Annotated in this window: 15 protein-coding genes and 1 pseudogene; 12 read left to right on the top strand and 4 right to left on the bottom strand. The window is 45.3% G+C overall.

What is annotated here, in order from left to right; all coding sequences use genetic code 11:
* The first annotated feature begins 103 nt into the window (after positions 1–103).
* From UQ64_RS24895 to mprF, 7 genes are all read left to right on the top strand, one after another.
* A complete protein-coding gene (locus UQ64_RS24895) occupies positions 104–505 on the top strand; it encodes a DoxX family protein (protein ID WP_060626064.1) in 402 nt (133 codons plus the stop codon).
* Positions 506–522: 17 nt separating this feature from the next.
* Complete coding sequence (locus UQ64_RS24890; protein WP_060626063.1) at positions 523–1,473, top strand: ring-cleaving dioxygenase; 951 nt, start codon at positions 523–525, stop codon at positions 1,471–1,473.
* Positions 1,470–2,090: an alpha/beta hydrolase gene (locus tag UQ64_RS24885; RefSeq protein ID WP_060626062.1), complete on the top strand. Its 621-nt coding sequence runs from the start codon at positions 1,470–1,472 to the stop codon at positions 2,088–2,090. The genes UQ64_RS24890 and UQ64_RS24885 overlap by 4 nt, the downstream gene beginning before the upstream one ends.
* A 153-nt stretch (positions 2,091–2,243) precedes the next feature.
* Complete coding sequence (locus UQ64_RS24880; RefSeq protein ID WP_060626061.1) at positions 2,244–3,470, top strand: multidrug effflux MFS transporter; 1,227 nt, start codon at positions 2,244–2,246, stop codon at positions 3,468–3,470.
* Positions 3,448–3,681, top strand: coding sequence for a hypothetical protein (locus UQ64_RS24875; protein WP_060626060.1), 234 nt, complete (start codon positions 3,448–3,450; stop codon positions 3,679–3,681). The genes UQ64_RS24880 and UQ64_RS24875 overlap by 23 nt, the downstream gene beginning before the upstream one ends.
* 274 nt (positions 3,682–3,955) lie before the next feature.
* A complete protein-coding gene (locus tag UQ64_RS32750) occupies positions 3,956–4,855 on the top strand; it encodes a lysylphosphatidylglycerol synthase domain-containing protein (protein WP_342447612.1) in 900 nt (299 codons plus the stop codon).
* A complete protein-coding gene (mprF, locus tag UQ64_RS24870) occupies positions 4,856–6,607 on the top strand; it encodes a bifunctional lysylphosphatidylglycerol flippase/synthetase MprF (RefSeq protein WP_342447611.1) in 1,752 nt (583 codons plus the stop codon). It abuts the gene before it with no gap.
* A 555-nt stretch (positions 6,608–7,162) separates the two neighbouring features.
* Here mprF and UQ64_RS24865 read toward each other — a convergent pair.
* Both UQ64_RS24865 and UQ64_RS24860 read right to left on the bottom strand, forming a co-directional pair.
* Positions 7,163–8,635, bottom strand: a complete 1,473-nt coding sequence (locus UQ64_RS24865) for an alpha-amylase (RefSeq protein ID WP_060626373.1) — start codon at positions 8,633–8,635, stop codon at positions 7,163–7,165.
* Positions 8,636–8,772: 137 nt separating this feature from the next.
* Positions 8,773–10,365 carry a histidine kinase N-terminal 7TM domain-containing diguanylate cyclase gene (locus UQ64_RS24860; protein ID WP_060626059.1) on the bottom strand — a complete coding sequence of 531 codons (1,593 nt, stop codon included), beginning with the start codon at positions 10,363–10,365 and terminating at the stop codon, positions 8,773–8,775.
* Between the two features lie 162 nt (positions 10,366–10,527).
* Here UQ64_RS24860 and UQ64_RS30370 point away from each other — a divergent pair.
* Both UQ64_RS30370 and UQ64_RS24855 read left to right on the top strand, forming a co-directional pair.
* Positions 10,528–10,769, top strand: a pseudogene (locus UQ64_RS30370) (4Fe-4S dicluster-binding protein); the annotation flags it as partial.
* Between the two features lie 4 nt (positions 10,770–10,773).
* Positions 10,774–11,025 carry a hypothetical protein gene (locus UQ64_RS24855; protein ID WP_060626058.1) on the top strand — a complete coding sequence of 84 codons (252 nt, stop codon included), beginning with the start codon at positions 10,774–10,776 and terminating at the stop codon, positions 11,023–11,025.
* A 341-nt stretch (positions 11,026–11,366) separates the two neighbouring features.
* Here the strand turns inward: UQ64_RS24855 and UQ64_RS24850 are convergent, their stop codons facing one another.
* A complete protein-coding gene (locus UQ64_RS24850; RefSeq protein ID WP_082651303.1) occupies positions 11,367–11,879 on the bottom strand; it encodes a GNAT family N-acetyltransferase in 513 nt (170 codons plus the stop codon).
* A gap of 182 nt (positions 11,880–12,061) precedes the next feature.
* Here UQ64_RS24850 and UQ64_RS24845 point away from each other — a divergent pair, with 182 nt between their 5' ends.
* Both UQ64_RS24845 and UQ64_RS24840 read left to right on the top strand, forming a co-directional pair.
* The gene (locus UQ64_RS24845; protein ID WP_060626056.1) at positions 12,062–12,679 is read left to right on the top strand and encodes a TVP38/TMEM64 family protein; all 618 of its coding nucleotides are present in this window, start codon (positions 12,062–12,064) and stop codon (positions 12,677–12,679) included.
* A gap of 44 nt (positions 12,680–12,723) precedes the next feature.
* On the top strand, positions 12,724–13,638 hold the full coding sequence (locus UQ64_RS24840; protein ID WP_060626055.1) for an aldo/keto reductase: 915 nt from the start codon (positions 12,724–12,726) through the stop codon (positions 13,636–13,638).
* Between the two features lie 8 nt (positions 13,639–13,646).
* On the opposite strand, the gene UQ64_RS24835 is transcribed toward UQ64_RS24840, so the two are convergent.
* Positions 13,647–15,158, bottom strand: a complete 1,512-nt coding sequence (locus UQ64_RS24835; RefSeq protein ID WP_060626054.1) for an aminotransferase class V-fold PLP-dependent enzyme — start codon at positions 15,156–15,158, stop codon at positions 13,647–13,649.
* Positions 15,159–15,526: 368 nt separating this feature from the next.
* Between UQ64_RS24835 and UQ64_RS24830 the strand changes: the two genes are divergently transcribed.
* Positions 15,527–17,770, top strand: a complete 2,244-nt coding sequence (locus UQ64_RS24830) for a copper amine oxidase N-terminal domain-containing protein (RefSeq protein WP_060626053.1) — start codon at positions 15,527–15,529, stop codon at positions 17,768–17,770.
* Positions 17,771–17,876 lie beyond the last annotated feature (106 nt).

The raw sequence follows: 17,876 nt of genomic DNA, 5'->3' as shown, positions 1-17,876 counted from the left end.
GGTCGGAAGCAGCTCGCTGCTTCTTACCGCTGTAAGACAAAAATTTTTATCATATATCTTAATGTTAAGATAATTAAATCAAAGGAAATTGGAGTGGATAGAAATGATAAGTGCAGGAATATTATTGATGAGATTAGTGATCGGGATTGCGTTCATAGGACATGGTGCACAAAAGCTATTTGGATGGTTTGGCGGGTATGGCCCGAAGGGCACAGGCGGCTGGATGGAGTCCATCGGTATTAAACCTGGCGTTACGATGGCGGTATTGGCAGGACTTATGGAACTGATAGGTGGATTTATGTTCGCGGCAGGACTTCTGACGCCTGTTGCAGCGGTATTGATTGTAGCCACCATGCTGGGTGCCATCGTTAAGGTGCATGCGGCGAATGGCTTCTGGTCTACTTCGAACGGGATTGAGTTTCCGCTTACGGTACTGGTGGTTGCAGCAGGTATAGCACTTACGGGTCCGGGCTCGATTTCTCTGGATGCATTGATTTTTAACTAAGAAGGGGGTTTATCATTATGACACTTCAAACTGCAGGAATCCATCATATTACCGCTTTTGTTGGAGATGCTCAGCGCAACGTTGACTTTTACGCCGGTATTCTAGGACTACGGCTTGTAAAGAAGACGATTAACTTTGACGCTCCGGAAGTTTATCATTTATATTTTGGGAATGAACAGGGTGCACCAGGAACGATCATTACATTCTTCCCATCTCCCGTTGGGCGTAAAGGCAGAATCGGCGCTGGTCAGGTTGGTGTAACCACTTATGCAATACCTGTCGGTTCTCTGGTATTCTGGCAACAACGTCTTGCTGCATATCAAATTTCGGTCACCCTTAGTAATAGAATCTCGGAAACCTATCTATCCTTCGCTGATTATGACGGTTTGCGCATTGAACTCGTGGAACGTGAGGAAGGACCGCTTAGTAAGTGGTCTTTCGGAGGGGTTCCAACGGGGCATGCGATCAAAGGGTTCGGTGGCGCTGTGCTCTACAGTAACAATCCGCTGCAAACGGCAGAGACGCTTGTCCATACGATGGGAATGGAGCATATCGCAGATGGAGACGGATATAGTCGTTATAGAACCACTGGCGATTTGGGTAATATTATTGATCTAAAGACAACACCAATTCCGCTAGGTGCAGGAGGTACAGGTACGGTTCACCATATCGCTTGGCGTGCACAAGATGACGCTGAGCAGCTGGAATGGGGGCTTCATGTGCAGAGTCATGGACACCATCCGACACCGGTTCAAGACCGCCAATACTTTAATGCGATCTATTTCCGTGAAAGAGGGGGAATCCTCTTCGAGATTGCTACAGACCCTCCAGGCTTTGCTCGGGATGAGGCACCGGATGCTCTGGGCGAGAAATTGATGCTGCCCTCTTGGTATGAACCGCATCGTGCGACTATCGAAGAAAATTTAAGTCCTCTTCAAATAAGAGAAATTGAGGTGAAGCAGGGATGATTCATGTATTTCAAAAAGGTAAAGATGTAACAAAGCCCACGCTTGTATTATTTCACGGTACTGGAGGCAATGAGCAGGACTTGCTGCCGCTTGCCGGATTGTTATCTCCTGATTCATCGGTGCTGGGCATCAGAGGGAATGTGCTGGAGAATGGTATGCCGCGGTTCTTCCGACGGTTAGCTGAAGGGGTGTTCGATGAAGCTGATCTAATCTTCCGTACCCACGAGATCAAGCAGTTTCTAGATGAAGCCGCAGCGCAATACGGATTTGATGCCGACAATCTGGTAGCCGTGGGTTACTCTAACGGTGCGAACATTGCGGGTAGCCTGCTGTTCCATTATAAGGATGTTTTCCGCGCTGCAATTCTACTGCATCCAATGGTACCGCTTAGGAATATTACGCTTCCCTCGCTGGAAGGAGTATCTATCTTCATTGGAGCGGGCACGAATGATCCACTCATTGCTTCTTCGGAGACTGAGGATTTGGAGATTATTTTACAGAAGGCAGGCGCAGAGGTTACAACACACTGGGGCAACCAAGGTCATCGTCTGAGTGTCGCTGAGGCTGAAGCAGCTAGAGATTGGTTGCAGATGCGCAGCACATCCACAAATGCATAAAACAATCAGAATAACCGCCGAATGGCGGTTATTCTTGTTATACAGGCACCTATAACTCTCCATAAAAGGATTGATCAATTCACTTCCTTTACGTTAGTATGAAGAATACAAAAAAAGGCCCAAGGGTTGCTTTAGAAAGGTTGAAGTAAGATCATGATTGGAATTCAAAATGGTAATAAGCTTGCCGCAGACGGACCCTCACGGAAGCAGAGATTGCAGCTCGCCGTGATTCTTGGTTCCATTACAACGATCGGCCCGCTGTCAATTGATATGTATTTGCCGGCACTGCCTACGCTTGTCGCGGATTTCGGTACGACGGCTGCTTTAGTGCAGCTTAGTTTGACCTTCTTTTTGCTGGGACTTGCTTCTGGTCAGTTAGTCGCTGGACCGCTGAGTGATGTATATGGCCGTCGTCGTCCACTGCTTATAGGTATGTTCATCTATGCCGTTTCCTCAGTGTTATGTGCCTTTAGTCCTTCGATTGGACTGCTGATCGGTTTGCGGTTTATTCAAGGTCTTGCTGGTTCAGTGGGTGTGGTTGTCTCTAGAGCTTCTGTTCGTGATTTATATAGTGGCTCTGAACTCACAAAGTTCTTCTCACTATTGATGATTGTGAATGGTCTCGGACCGATATTAGCTCCGGTAATTGGGGGCCAACTCTTAAGAGTAACTACATGGCAGGGGATATTCCTCGTATTATTTGCTGCCGGAATTATATTTTGCCTAACCATATTATTGCGCTTGCCGGAGACATTGCCGAAGGAGCGACGCTCTAAGAGTGGACTGAAGGGTACGCTGCTTACCTTCCAGGTATTGCTTGGCAACCGTAAGTTTATGGGTTATGCCTTGTCTCAAGGTTTTGTTACGGCATCTATGTTCGCTTATATCTCAGGTTCTTCTTTTGTATTGCAAAATATTTTTGCGGTTACCCCGCAGGTATATAGTCTGATCTTTGCAGTGAATGGGATCGGGATTATTATTACGGGCCAAATTGCTGGTAGACTTGCTGGAAAGGTAAGTGAGACTAAGCTGCTGCTTAGTGGACTATTGCTCTGTACGATGGGGGGGATCTTGCTACTGCTAACGATTCTAGTAGGAGGAGGACTGTTCCCTATTCTAATCTGTCTATTTGCGGTTGTCTCCAGTGTAGGGATTGTCGGAGCGACCAGCTTCTCACTGGCGATGCAAGATCAAGGTGAAGCTGCAGGCAGTGCCTCGGCGTTAATCGGATTAATCCCCCTGCTGCTAGGTAGCTGTGTAGCGCCACTTGTGGGTCTTGGGGGAGTTGAGTCAGCACTTCCGATGGCGATTGTGATAGCAAGTACCGGGATTCTCTCGGTTCTATCTTATCTGCTGCTTGTTAGACGAGGAAAAGACTAAAGAAACGAAGACGAAGCAAATTGAGCAACAGATCAAGACCATCGAGGCACAAATCTCGCAGAAGTCTCAGAGCAGTGCTTCCTCCGCAGCCAGTGGTGTAGAGGCATCTGCCAAACCTGCGAACAATGCGCTTGCTGCAGCGAGTCCGCAAGAGATGCTACCGCAACAACGGATAGCAAAGGTAGACTTGATATTCGAGTATAAACGCTGATTAGAGCCGTGCTACATAACAGAGAGGGCATCCTTTGCCGTGAGAGATGTCCTTTTTGTTGTGCAAATTCATGTGTAAACTACAGTTTTGGTGTTCTTTAGCTGAATAGAATTTCTTAACATTTTTTAACTGTTGCAGGGATTAGGGCTGTGCAGGCAGTCTAATGTAGTAGGTGTTGATTATCATGGGTTTTTAATTCCAATAATTGTTATAATGAAATGGTTGTAAAAATTGTCTAGCACAACGTGTGTCGGCGGTAAAGGTAGGTGGCCTCATGCAATCAAAACAACAGACATTAGAAAGATTCAAAATTGTAAGGCTGTTTTTATCCATTTATCGGATACGGGCGGTGAGAGCTCTCTTTCCAGTAGCTATCATAGCGCTGGTGTATTGGGAGGGTCAGCATGAGCTGAGGCAGGTCCATTTAGGACTTATTATGCGTGAGTTAAGGAAAGTACCTACGTCTGCTATTTTGCAAATGATCGGATTTGCACTTCTCTCAGTAGCTGTAATGAGTACCTACGATTATTTGATTCGGGCACATTTCCGTTTAAAAGTAGGACTGTGGGAGACCTTCCGTTATGCCTGGATTGCTAATACGTTTAATAATTTAATTGGTTTTGCGGGTCTGGCCGGAGTAGGTTTAAGGACGTTGATGTACAAAAAAAGCGGAGTGCCAACTTCCGTCCTAACGCCGGCAATCGTTTTTCTATCACCGCTTATGATTACCGGGTTATCTTTACTTTCGTGGGCAAATATCTTTGGTTTACTCCCGGCAACGGCATTGCTGGAAGAGCATCATTGGTTAATATTTGCTGTATGGGGTATGGCACTTTATTTGCCGTTTTTTGTGTTTGTACAGCGCTCGGCGCTTTATGCGAAATGGATTAATCGGGGAAAAGGCAGAACACCATGGCTTACAGTAGTTGCTTCTGTGGGTGCTTCCTTTCTGGAATGGAGTTTTGCGGGCGTAACCTTTTGGACAATCAGTAGTCATCTCTTGCACGAAGTGCATTTTCCAGTCATATTCGGCATCTTTACAATAGCTGCTATTGCGGGCATCTTGAGCATGGCGCCTGGTGGTATCGGTGCTTTTGACCTTATCGCATTGCTGGGTCTTACGCAGCTTGGATTCAAAAGTGATCAGGCCATGGCAGTGCTTGTCGTTTTTTGATTGTTCTATTATCTCATTCCATGGTTGATCGGATTGGTGCTGGCTGCACTGGAGTTTGGTCTGCAGGGAAAAAAGGGTCAAGATCGTTCAGCTCCAGGGTTCGAACCCTCTCTTAACATATGGCAGAAAATCTGGGGGTGGCCGGGTCAGTATACCTTTCTGAGCGATCTTGGTGTGTGGGCTCTAGGCAAACTTGTATTGGCTAGCGGGCTTATTCTCTTACTATCAACAGCTACGCCCGGATTGTTGTACCGACTGAAGATTACAGAGGAAATATTGTCATTCCCGATCATGCAGCTCTCACATCATTTATCTGTTCTTATTGGTTTTATGCTCATTTTGTTGTCGCGAGGCATTCCATTACGGGTTCGTAGCGCGTACATTTGGACCAGCATTCTATTATTTTCTGGGTCTGTATTTGCGGTGGCTAAAGGCTTTGATTATGAAGAGGCGCTGTTTCTGCTCCTCGTTGCACTCATTCTGTGGATCTCCAGATCTCGGTTCTACCGGATCAGTGCTCCCGTCAATAGACAGAGTACGATTTGGTGGCTTGCGCTTACTTCAGTAATTGCCCTAAGTTACTATCTATTGGGCAGCAATGTTCATCGTGGATTTCTGAAGCATTTACCCCCTGGTGTGCAGCCAGAATGGTTACAGCGGCATAGTGATGTTGCTTTTACAGCCGTTGGGGGGCTGGCTTTCTCCTGGATCATTCTTACTTTGCTGATCACCCTTAGACCTCACCGTAAGCCGGAGGAGCTATTCGGAAATTTTGATATGGCAAGGCTGCAACGTTTTCTAGGTGAAGCTCAAGGCAATGCCTTAACTCACATGTTGTTTTTGGGTGACAAAAGCTTCTTCTGGGCGCAAGACGGCAAGGTGCTGCTTGCTTTCGCTAGGGTTAGAGATAAGCTTGTAGTTCTTGGCGATCCATTGGGGGATAGAAGTCTTATCAATGAGGCGATCAGTGAATTTAGGCAAGCTGCGGATAAATACGGTCTAGTAGTTGTTTTTTATCAGGCTACATCTGATTTCTTAACGATCTATCATGAGCAGGGATATCATTTTTTTAAGCTGGGGGAAGAGGCGTTGGTAACGCTCGATACCTTTACGCTTACTGGCAAGAGGAACAGTGATTTGCGAAGCGTATGCAACCGATTTGAACGGGAAGGATATGCATTCGAAGTTGTAGAAGCGCCGCACGCTGAAGATTTGCTACGAGAGCTGCGATTCGTGTCAGACGAATGGTTGAATGGACGCACCGAAAAAGGATATTCACTGGGCTGGTTTAACGAGGCCTATCTACAGCTGGCTCCCGTTGTACTGCTGCGGAATGCCAAAGGGATGATACTGGCATTTGCTTCTATTGCACATGGGTATGATCAGGGCCTGACCCTATCGATTGATTTGATGCGCCATCGTAAGAATGTGCCGAACGGGACGATGGATTATTTATTTGTCCGTTTGCTGGAATGGGCGAAATCTAAGGGATATCATCGATTTAATCTAGGTAATGCTCCACTGTCCAGTGTGGGTGAGAATGTTGGGGCTTTGAAAGAGGAGAAACTAGCTCATCTCGTATTTAAAAGAGGGGGGCATTGGTACGGCTTTGTCGGACTTCGCCGATATAAAGAAAAGTTCAGCCCCGAGTGGGAACCGCGTTACTTGGCTTATCCGGCTTCCATAGCGTTGCCGATCCTGACGCTGGATCTGGTAAGGTTAGTATCCCGCCATCCAAAGGCGGAGGAATAGAGGGAGACAAGCGTGAAGTCTCTATGTACATTGGCCTAACTAAAGAAGAGGGTGCCGTCTCAAAGTAGTTTTAGCTACTTGGGTACGACCCTTTTTTGCGTTGAAGGTTAATTGGAGTTTCAAATGATGGTTTGAGTGAAACATCAATACAACAATTAGGGAATTTCTCCTTGAAATTCTAAGATTACTGGTCATTAGATTTATAATTAGGGAAAATATCCCTAAAATTCATCTGATTTGGTGGGAAATCAAGGCATTACCCTAATTTTCAGGGAGGAATTCCCTAATTTCGTTGATTATAAGCGAATATCGAATATTTTTAGGGAGCTTTTCCCTAATTAGTGTTAAACCCACTCTGCCCACCGCAAAAACGTCCGCCGCACATTCCCGCATGCATATCCTCATCATCGTCTGCCATCATTACCCAATCTGAAAAGGTTTAATGGTTAAGTGAGATCTTTACTTGGACTATTCCATAAAAATAGATGAAGCTGTCCCGTAAGCAGCATTCACTACTTTCGAGAGCAGCCTCATCTATTTTGAGTAACACAACCTTTATTTTTCGTCGGCTTTTTCATCAGGCAGGGCCCAGACAGATACGCTGCCACCGCTGACCGGGAACGTCGCCCATCCATCTTTTTCAATCGTTATAGTCGCATTGTGATTATGAGTGAAATCTATCCATGCTTCTCCGGCGCGTTGTTCCCCTACGAACATTCTTTTCTGACCGTTCTCACCGTTACTGATCACAACCGCGCAGCCGGAGCGTTCGATGTCTTTCACGCCTAGGCGTATCCAGCCAATCGTGTTGGGATGATCGAAATAATCCTTCTGTTCACCATAAGCCTTGTGATAGCGGGTGTATAGTAGCGGATCAATCGCCGCTTTTTTGCCTGCAACGGGTGTAGGTCCCTCAATTCCATAATAATCGCCATAAAACAGAACCGGATAACCATCGCGTCGCAGCAGGATAAGCGCATAAGCACTTTGCTTAAACCAATCATCGACCCACGATTCCAGAGCCTCATGAGGCTGAGAATCATGATTGTCCACGAATGTTACGGCATTGGTGGGATGAGTCTGCACCAGTGTGTCATCTAGAATTTTGGTTAAATCAAAGTTTCTGCCCCCCAAGGAAGCTGAATGCAGCTTGTAGTGAAGGGAGACATCGAAGAGGTCGATTTTATAATCGACGGTATTTAGAAATTGTCGGCAGGATTCTAAATCCGAATTCCAGAACTCACCCACGATATAGAAATCCTTCTCACATTTATTAAACATTTCTACCGCGAATTCTTTCACAAACTCATGGTTGATATGCTTGATGGCATCTAAACGAAAGCCGCTGCAGTGGAGCGTGTCCACGAGCCATTTTCCCCATTGGATCATTTCTTTTTTGACTTCTGGATGACTGTAATCAATATTTGCGAACATTAGAAAATCGTAGTTGCCGAACTCGTCGTCAACATTCTGGTTCCATGTTTTATTCTCGCCTGCGATACGGAATACGCCTGTTCGCCCCGATTTGGCGTCAAAGTCAGTGCCGTTAAAATGATTGTGATTCCATTTAAAGGAAGAGTGTTCATCCCCACGGCCGGGGAAGGTGAATTTAGTCCAGCCCTCAATCTCGAAAGGCTTTGAGATTTCTTTCATCCGGTCATTGCGGTCGACCTCGATAACCTGGAAGACTTCCTTTTCATCCGCCCCTGCTTTATGATTCATGACCAAATCAACGTACACGGCGATGCCGTTTTTTTGACATTCGGAAATTGCGTCAATCAGTGCTTGTTTGGTGCCATATTTGGTGCGTACCGTGCCTTTTTGGTCATATTCGCCCAGATCGTATAGGTCATACACCCCATAGCCTGTATCGTCGGCGGAGACGGCCTTTGTCACAGGAGGTACCCAAACAGAATCAATGCCTACGGTCTTTAGTGCGGGAGCTGTTTCTTTTAGACGATCCCAGTGTTTGCCGTCCGCAGCAACATGCCATTCAAAAAATTGCATCATTGTATGGTTCCTCATTATTTCTAGCGCCTCCATGTCCATAAAGCGAATTTTTTCTATACTCTGATTAGATTTTCAGATAACTCTTATTAAACTTAAAAACAGACTATGAAAAATAAGGCCGGCGGTGAATGCGCTGGGAGGGACAAAGATGCTATTTATATAGGCATGAAAAGTGTGATTTCTGACCTCTGGGAGAGGTGGACAGCATTGCGTCCGTTTCGTTTGGAACTGTACAGAGCATGGTCAGCCTCTGACAGCAGCTCTTCTAGAGTGGCTTCAGGACTTAGGGCTTCTACTACTCCGAAGCTGGCTGTCACGTTAATGGACCCGATGAGCGTATACAAGACACTTTGTTCAATGTCTGCACGGATAGTTTCGCAGAGTTGTGCGGCTTGCTTTAGTGATGTATCTGGTAGACAGATTACAAATTCCTCGCCACCGTAACGGCCAAAGAGATCTCCCTCCCGAAGGTGTCTACTGCAGACCTGAACAATGTGCTGAAGGGCTTGATCTCCATATTGATGTCCGAATCGATCATTAATACTTTTGAAGAAGTCTACATCCAACAGAATAATTGATAATGAACTCCGGTCACTCGCGGCCTGAACAAGAAGCCCCCGGCTCAGCTCCAAAAAATAGGTACGGTTATAAATCCCAGTCAGACTGTCCATCGTAGCCAATTGACGTAGCTTATCTTGAAGCAGTATTCGTTCAGTCACGTCAATCAGCATGATCATTTGACCCGCTAAGTATCCCTCTTGTTTCTGTACGGGAGAGGATCGAATTTGATAGTAACAAATATCGTCTCCCTTGTTCCAAGCAACTTCCCGTTCTTCGCGTAGCAGCGGCTCTGCATCCATAACATAGGACAAGGCATCTTTGCCTGCATTAAGAAACAGTTGCGCCAGCGGTTTGCCAATCGCCGAGGAATTAAGTCCTTCTATCATATCCGCGGCTGCGCGATTGTAGTCGACGAGCATGTCCGAGCGATCGGTGACAAGCACCCCGTCTCGCATGCTTTCGAACAAATTCTCACGAGCAATAGGCGCAGCTGTTAACATGCCTCTTGATAGGATAGCCCAGATATATAGGGTGGAAGTGATACTCATAATGATCGGAACGGGATCCATACCGTAGGGAGTCAGTCCCATCAAATATAAAAAAGAGCCTAACGTTGGAAGGCTTAGTCCAATTAGAATGGTAACGATTTGTCTGCGGTATACCCGTTTCATACGATTCCATTGCCACAACATAAAGCAGATAGCTGCCAGTAAACAGCCAAAGGTAAAGCTGCCATGAACGATATACCAAGGCCCCATCACTACATCAACGAGCGGGGAGGGTGTATTGTCCCGCAAATAAATGGATTTATAGAAGAGGTGATGGTAATCATTGGTCCATACCATCAGCGTTGTGATGAACGGTATTATGTACAGCGCTGCTCGCATGCCTTTTTTAATTAGACTCTCAAGCCCCACGAAATGCATCACCATAATAAGGCTCGCCGGCGCTATAAAAGGCATCCCCAGATACTCGACCTTAATCCAAAAATTCATTTCCTCAAGTGTTTCCCCCGACAGTTCTAGTGCGAAGCCGAAGGTATAAACTGCGGAAGTGCAGGAGCTTATAACAAAGGCTCTAATTCCTAAGAAATCAGTTTTTTTATAATAGGCGAAAAGGGCTAGTAAAACGCTCAGAACACCTGATATAGACACAATAACAATATAATTCGAAATTACAGATCCCATGGGTCTATTGTCTCCTACCAAGGAAAGATATGGATAAATATTACCACATATCTACAAATATTTAAAAATCACCTCAATTTAAAATTTGAAAAAATGCCCCCATAGACAAAATGACGCAATTTAGCGGGAGCTATTTTACTAATTGTCTTGTGAGAGTCCAGTATTGCCTATGAAGATGCTTCTCATCGATGTATTGAAATGTTAACTAATGCAGATGGGAAAGCTATTCTACAGGTCCGCGAGGAAGATTGTGTAGGCTATAATCTCTGTTCTATTGTCTGTCCGGCAGACGGCGCGATTGATATGGTTCTAGTGGACACCGGGCAGCCCCTCTGACCTGGAATGAAAGGCAAAAGGTGATAGCAAGCGTTTTGCAGCGGAGGCTCCTCTTCCTTCTAAGGTAGTCTAGTGTCTGTTTTTACGGAATATGCCAAAGAACAGCAAGAGATCGACGGGCTGCTCTTTAAAGGATATACGATTGCCAGTATCCAAGAGGACTTGGACGGGGCTCGAATAAAGTTTGTTAGAGGGGAACCGGCTAAAAGCTCGATGGAGTTATTATTGCTGATAGCGGATGCCCGTAAGTATGTGACTACCCTTGTGGTTGCGGGGCTAAGGGCCGCAGGTGAGCAGGCCAGTTGTTACAGTGGAGAGGTTTAAGGTGAGGGCATTGAAAGCTGAGTAGTAAGCTCCTGGATCGGGGCTTGGTGCTTGGCTTTTGTTGTGGAATGAGATGGATGTGTTGTGAGAAGCTGAGTGAGGGTGATTATAGGGAAAACCTCCCTATAATTAACCGATTACAGCCTCGGAATAGATAGTATAGGGAAAACCTCCCTATAAATCACCGAGATATCGCCGATTTTGAACAAATCCGCTCAATTAAAGGGAGGAATTCCCTATATTGTGGTTTTTAAGCTTAAACGACAGAAATATAGGGATAATTTCCCTATATAATTTTTTGAATCCTAATTTGAACTATTAATGTTTCTGAATGACAGCTTCTACTGGCGCTCTGTACGCTCCATATACTCATGCCGTAATATGGACATGATATGCAGAGATTCAAAGCGTTCCCCTACTTTTATGCAATCACGCAGAGTGCCTTCCGGTGTGAAGCCACAGCTTTCGTAGACATGGCGTGCCTTATGGTTGTGTTCTCTAACATCTAACCATAGGCGATGCGTTTCAGTATGGCGAAAGATCCAGTCGGTTACGAGACGAAGCGACAGCTTGCCATACCCGAACCCCTTGGAATGGATGACGATTCTTTTAATACAAACGGCAAGATGAGTTTCTTGAAGTCCTGTTACGATGATATAGCCGACTCTTTTCCCTATACTCTCCCAGATTGTAAGATGTGGGATATCTGGATCTTGGAGGGCTGTAGTGTGTTCCTCTTTACTCCATTGACCAATATAGATGCGGTTTAGTTCACTTTGTTCAATGGCTAGAACGAACGCTAAATCCTGCACAGTGGTACGTTGCAGATTCAAGGCTTCTGAATGGATAATCATAACCATGCGCCCCTGTCTCATATGTATTTTCTATCTATGGTAACTGACGATTTACTCACTGTCATCCATGGAGTTCTAGCTTGCTTTCTTTATATTGGAAGAGCTGTAGGAATGCTCGTAACTTCGTGTATAATTGAGACCAGGTGTTAAGAATTCCAATCGGATGAGGGGATCAGCTGGTTATGTACTTTCTTGATATTATGTCTTGGCTGACAGAGGATAATCTGCGGCATCTGCTTGAACAATATCGTTCGTTTGGGCCCTTTCCGGGCATTGCGTTAACGTTTTTGAAATCATTTATACCACCACTACCAACTATTGCGATCGTCGGATTAAACGGGGCTGTATATGGTTTATGGTTAGGTTTTTTGTATTCTTGGATCGGCTTGGTTGCGGGCTGTGTGACCACATTTTGGATTATTCGCAAAGTAGCTTCGCATCGGTATCTGCGAAAATGGGCAGAACGGCCAAAGGTAGCCAAAAGTATGACATGGGTGCGGCAAAGCGGATTCAGTTATGTATTTCTGCTTAGTATATTCCCTGTAGGGCCCTTCGTTGTAATTAATATGGCTGCTGGTCTTGCGGGGATGAGGTTTCGATCGTATCTTCTTGCGCTCACTGTGGGTAAAGCGATCATGGTATTCGCAGTTTCCTATATTGGAAATGATCTGGAACGATTTATCCGCCAGCCGTGGGAGATTATCTATGTCTTGGTTTTTATTGGATTGTCACTATGGGGAGTTAAAGCCATCGAGGCGCGGTTCGCTAGAACGGTGGAAGATGGAAAGAAGGCCGCGTAGTACTGTGAATGAACTATTTTGATAGATCAAAGGAGGAAATGATGATGAAATATCGTAAACTTGGCAGTACAGGGATGAATGTATCGGTGATCGGCTTAGGTACTTGGCAGTTCGGTGGAGAGTGGGGCAAGGATTTCACTCAAGTTGAAGTCGATGCCATGCTAGATAAGGCTGGAGAGCTCGGTATTAACCTGATTGATACGGCAGAATGTTATGGAGATCACTTGTCAGAGAAGTTCATCGGGGGTTATCTGGCTCGCCGGAAACGTGAGGACTGGATTGTGGCTACGAAATTCGGACATCATTTTCAGGGACATTTGCAGCGGGAACAGCTATGGCGTGCTGAGGATGTATTGAAGCAGTTGGATGATTCCCTGCGTGCGCTTCAGACCGAGTATATTGACCTTTATCAATTCCATTCCGGAACCGATGAGCAATTCGATAATGACAAGCTGTGGAGTATGCTCGACAGACAAAAGCAGGCAGGAAAAATCCGTCATTTAGGCGTCTCGATAAGTGCATCAGGCTCAGGTGTACATCAGACCTCTGCAGCAGCGGATGTGCAAGCAGAGGCCATACAAGTAGTATATAATCGGCTGGATCGTCAACCTGAGGAAGAAATTCTTCCGCTCTGCATCGAGCATAAGTTAGGTGTGTTGGCGCGTGTTCCGTTAGCGAGTGGTTATTTAAGCGGCAAGTACAAGCCGGATGCGGTATTTGGTCAGGGTGATGTGCGTGCTAACCATAAAGAGGATGTAAGGCAAAAACAGCTGCGCGCTGTAGCTGAAATTGCTGCCAACGAAGTCCCTTCTGGACTCGATATGGCGCAGTGGGCTTTGGCGTGGTGCCTTCAGCATCCCGCAGTAACCAGTGTAATTCCAGGTTGTAAAAATGTAGAACAAGTTATCTCCAACGCTAGTGCTGCCGATCTGGACATGGTGAAGGACACTACACAATAAGCTGGAAACTACACCGAAAAAAGCGCTTTGACCTTCGCCTCAGTGGGATCCTCATTGTAGATATGGGTCCAACTGTTCGTAGAAGCATCATAAAAATAGTCCTGTTTCCATTGTTGGAAATGGAGCACGATATTTCGTACAGCGGATACAATTCTCTCTACCTCCTGATTCGTCATAATGGGGTGTAGAGAGATGCGGATCCAACCCGGTCTAAGCGACTGGTCTCCTACAGTAATTGCCTCAGCGATCTGAGCAGATTGCGTCCACCCTAATTCGAGTAAGTAATGCCCATAAGGACCTGCACAAGAGCAACCACCCCGGGCTTGTATACCAAAGCGATCATTCAGTAGTTGAACTGCAAGATTATAATGAATATCACGTAGTGTAAAAGAGACAATGCCATGACGTTCTGTATGATGTCCAGCTAGCAGCGAGCATTCGGGTATGCTACGGAGCCCGTTCATTAATTGCTGGCATAGCTCGTGCTCTCTAATCACCATATATTGACCGTTTCCATTCATCTGTTCCTTCAGCTTCACGCAAAGTGCTGTCCGAAAAGCTTGCAGAAACCCCGGCGTTCCCCCGTCTTCCCGCATCTCTATTTCGTTGGTGTAGCGGCGTCCTCCCCAAGGATTGACCCAAGCCACTGTACCTCCACCCGGTTCGTCAGGAATACGTCCATTACTTAGAGCCTCATCAAAAATTAGAACGCCATTCGTGCCCGGTCCACCCAGAAATTTATGCGGAGAAAAAAAGATTGCATCCAGCTTCTCCAGCGGTGAGACAGGATGCATATCGATAGGCTCATAAGGAGCGCTGGCGGCAAAATCTACAAAACATAGGCCTCCGTGACGGTGCATAATCGCGGCAAGCTTCTGGTAGGGAGTCTGAATTCCGGTCACATTGGAGCAAGCCGTAAATGAACCGATTTTCCAGCGGCGATGCTGATACAATTTCAACTGGGCTTCAAGCTGCTGAAGATCTATATTTCCGTTTTCTCCGGGAGGAACAGTCACAACATCACCAATCCCCTCTTGCCAGGGAAGGATATTGGAATGATGCTCCATATGGCTGGTGAAGATCACAGGACGTTCCTCCATCGAATGGGAGCTATGGTCCTGAATCCACTCAGGGAGTCTTAAGCCCATGATACGCTGCAGCTTGTTTACGGCTCCCGTTGTTCCATTTCCGCAGAAGAGCAGGATGTCCTGAGGGCCAGCATTTACATGCTTTTTAATAATTTGTCGCGCTTCATTATAAGCGAGTGTCATGGTTAATCCAGTGGTGTTGGAGTCGGTATGCGGATTGCTAACATATGGACCGAAGGCTTCCTGCAGCTTCCGTTCGATCGGTTCATATAAGCGTCCGCTTGCTGTCCAATCGGCATACAGCAGTGGCTGTTTACCGTAGGGCGTGGTGATCTGATACCGTATCCCAATGGTGTGCTCACGAAAAATCTCAAAATGGTTTTGTAGTGAATCGGGCGTCTCTGCAGAAGAGGCGTGGATGATGTTTAGCACGGATTTCCCTCCAGCCCGTACGCCGATAGTGGTAAGGTCATGGTTTATTTTCGGCGTGCCAGTAGTTTCTATGGCATCAGTATATGCTTGCTTGGAGAATTGGGTTAAAGCCTAGGTGGAGTTTATATGAATAACAAATAAAGGAGATAGAGGTGAATGGTGTAATTAATATACAACATTGTTTTTTATTTACTTATAATGAAACTTTTTGAGATCTACTGCGTCAAATAATACGATTTGAAATAATGAATGTACCATGAAGTAAAAGCATTGTCTCGTTAGGGGTGAGAGCGTTTTTACTAGGAATATAAGAGGAAGGTAAAGATAGGGGCCACTTATATTTACAAATGGAGCAGAGGAGTCAAATCATGCATTTAAAAAAACTAACATTAGTTGTACTATTGGCCGTATCTCAGACTGCTGCGGCAGTGCCCGTTGTTGCTGAAGCTGGAAATGTTACCTCCAGTAACACCAGTGGAGTAAGAGTAGCTACTACATCTGTTGCGGAAGTAATTCCAGAAGCTACTGATCCATTGCCATCATTGACACGTCCGGTAGCAGAAGGGGCAACAGCAACACCAACGCCAACAGCAACACCAACAGCGACAGTAACGCCAATTACAGGGGTAACAACCGATTCTACTTTAACAACGTTACCATCCCCCACACCGAGTCCAAGTCTTACACTTATACCTGCGACCACCACACCACCGATTACAACAGATATAGTTAGTGCAGGGGCTAGCAATCAGCTTGTACTTATGATGAATAGTAACAAAATGTATCAGAATGGCATTGAATATTTGGCTAATCAGCCAATGGCAGTGAAGAATGGCGTTTCCTACGTTTCGATTAGAGCTATGGTTGAACGTGTAGGTGTGAAATACATTTACGATTATAAGACGAAAGAGACCATTGTTACTAAAGGCAGCGACGTTATGCGGTTCAAGACAGACAGTAAGATTTATTCCGTAAATGGTAAGAATGTGACAATGAAGGGTCCAGCTTATCAATTCAAAGGAACCTTTATGATTCCATTGACGTCCATTACTGGGGCGCTGGGCATTCCGTATACCGTGGATAATGTGCAAAAACGAGTCATTCTTTCGCTAAATTTGAAGCCTAAAGCTTCTTTTACAGTACCGGCTATAATTTATGCTGGTGATCCAGTGAATTTCCTGACTTCTAGCTCTTCACCGATTGGTTCAGCCATAGTTGAAGAGAAGTGGGAAGGGAAGCAGGATATCTATGATACACCTGGGCAATATGTAGTATCCTACTCTGTTAGGGATGCTAATGGACAATGGAGTGATCCTTACTCCACGACGATCACGATTCTAAAACCGAATACACCGCCGGTAGCAAATTTTACGACCGATAAGGATTCCTACAAAATGGGTGAGATGATCACTTATACGGATATGAGCACCGACCCAGACGGAGATACACTTAAAACAACGACCTGGACGAATAAAGCGGAAGCTTTCTTCACACCTGGTCCTGCAACAGTTTCTATTCAAGTAAAAGATTCACATGGCGCAATCAGCACTTTTGAAAAAGTCATTAATATTACGGATGAAGTCTTGTACAGTAAGGGAGATTTCTATAGATTGTTCGCTTCTCCGGGTAGTGTATTTGATATTGACGGATCTAATGTTCCAAACTGGCAGAAGGTAGCTTATACGCTCACTTCTGAGCCTTATAATCTTATTCGCGCTAACAGTCCAGAAACCGTAAATATGGAAGGGATTACTTATCGTGAAACATCGTTCGGTGGAACCCGCTTTTTGATTCACCACAAGAATAATATGAATACTAAAATGAAGGTATATGTGATAGCTAAGAACAACAATCTATACCCTACGACGATCACAACAGAATATTTAGGCGTTGGAGGCCCACATCCCTTTCCGGAAGCTACGGGTAAACTCTCAGTGCAACGTTACTGGGAATCCATGCAAACGAAAAAAGATTACAAGAAAACGGTCCTGCAACCTGGTGAAAGCGTCTCTATCCTGTCTGATCTGAATAATATTGCAATAAAACCGAGCGAAATCGTTTCACTCCAAGCGGACTTACATAGTGATTATCCTATTGAATACAATGTTATGATGATTGATGCGAATAAAGATCCGTTAACCACACTTCCTACGCTTCCAATACTGGATCGTGATGGCGTGCATAACCGAGGGACTTATGCTGATTCTACACGTATCATGACTGTTACGGATGAAGTAGGAAGAACACCTGCGAGACTTCTCATCGGTGATAATTCAAGTGATTTGAATTTGATGGGCACCGACCCTATGTCAGGAACTGAGGCATCCAATGCAGGCAACTTCGGAGTACTATACAAAATCAAATTTGAACATGTTGCTCCAAATTCATTAATTACCTTTAACCCGCGTGGTGGTAATTATATGGGACCTGTTATGGTGAATGGTCAAATTGTTCAAATGCCAAGTACCGGCAGTATTACAAATGCAAACTTGAATAGTGTGGTTTATCGTACAGGTGATGAAGGGGGCTCTGTTGAGATATTGTTCACTGCAGCGTCTGGTAGTAATTTGCCGGTTAACTTCCTGATTACACCGCAACCACCGAAGAGATAGTTATGCAAAGTAATCATTAGGGGGACCAAAAGGCGAGATTCCATTCAGCTATGAATGAGAATTCGCCTTTTTTTAAAAATATACGGAAGTATAAGTTTCACGCTAT

This window comes from Paenibacillus etheri (genome assembly GCF_001012825.1).
Classification (GTDB): Bacteria; Bacillota; Bacilli; order Paenibacillales; family Paenibacillaceae; genus Paenibacillus_AQ; species Paenibacillus_AQ etheri.
This window is presented reverse-complemented; position numbering and strand designations above follow the sequence as displayed.

Bases quoted from the DNA above. Each gene is read 5' to 3' on its own strand.
- UQ64_RS24895 (WP_060626064.1), top strand. From the start codon at position 104: ATGATAAGTGCAGGAATATTATTGATGAGATTAGTGATCGGGATTGCG.
- UQ64_RS24890 (WP_060626063.1), top strand. From the start codon at position 523: ATGACACTTCAAACTGCAGGAATCCATCATATTACCGCTTTTGTTGGA.
- UQ64_RS24885 (WP_060626062.1), top strand. From the start codon at position 1,470: ATGATTCATGTATTTCAAAAAGGTAAAGATGTAACAAAGCCCACGCTT.
- UQ64_RS24880 (WP_060626061.1), top strand. From the start codon at position 2,244: ATGATTGGAATTCAAAATGGTAATAAGCTTGCCGCAGACGGACCCTCA.
- UQ64_RS32750 (WP_342447612.1), top strand. From the start codon at position 3,956: ATGCAATCAAAACAACAGACATTAGAAAGATTCAAAATTGTAAGGCTG.
- UQ64_RS24860 (WP_060626059.1), bottom strand. From the start codon at position 10,365: ATGGGATCTGTAATTTCGAATTATATTGTTATTGTGTCTATATCAGGT.
- UQ64_RS24850 (WP_082651303.1), bottom strand. From the start codon at position 11,879: ATGATTATCCATTCAGAAGCCTTGAATCTGCAACGTACCACTGTGCAG.
- UQ64_RS24845 (WP_060626056.1), top strand. From the start codon at position 12,062: ATGTACTTTCTTGATATTATGTCTTGGCTGACAGAGGATAATCTGCGG.
- UQ64_RS24840 (WP_060626055.1), top strand. From the start codon at position 12,724: ATGAAATATCGTAAACTTGGCAGTACAGGGATGAATGTATCGGTGATC.
- UQ64_RS24830 (WP_060626053.1), top strand. From the start codon at position 15,527: ATGCATTTAAAAAAACTAACATTAGTTGTACTATTGGCCGTATCTCAG.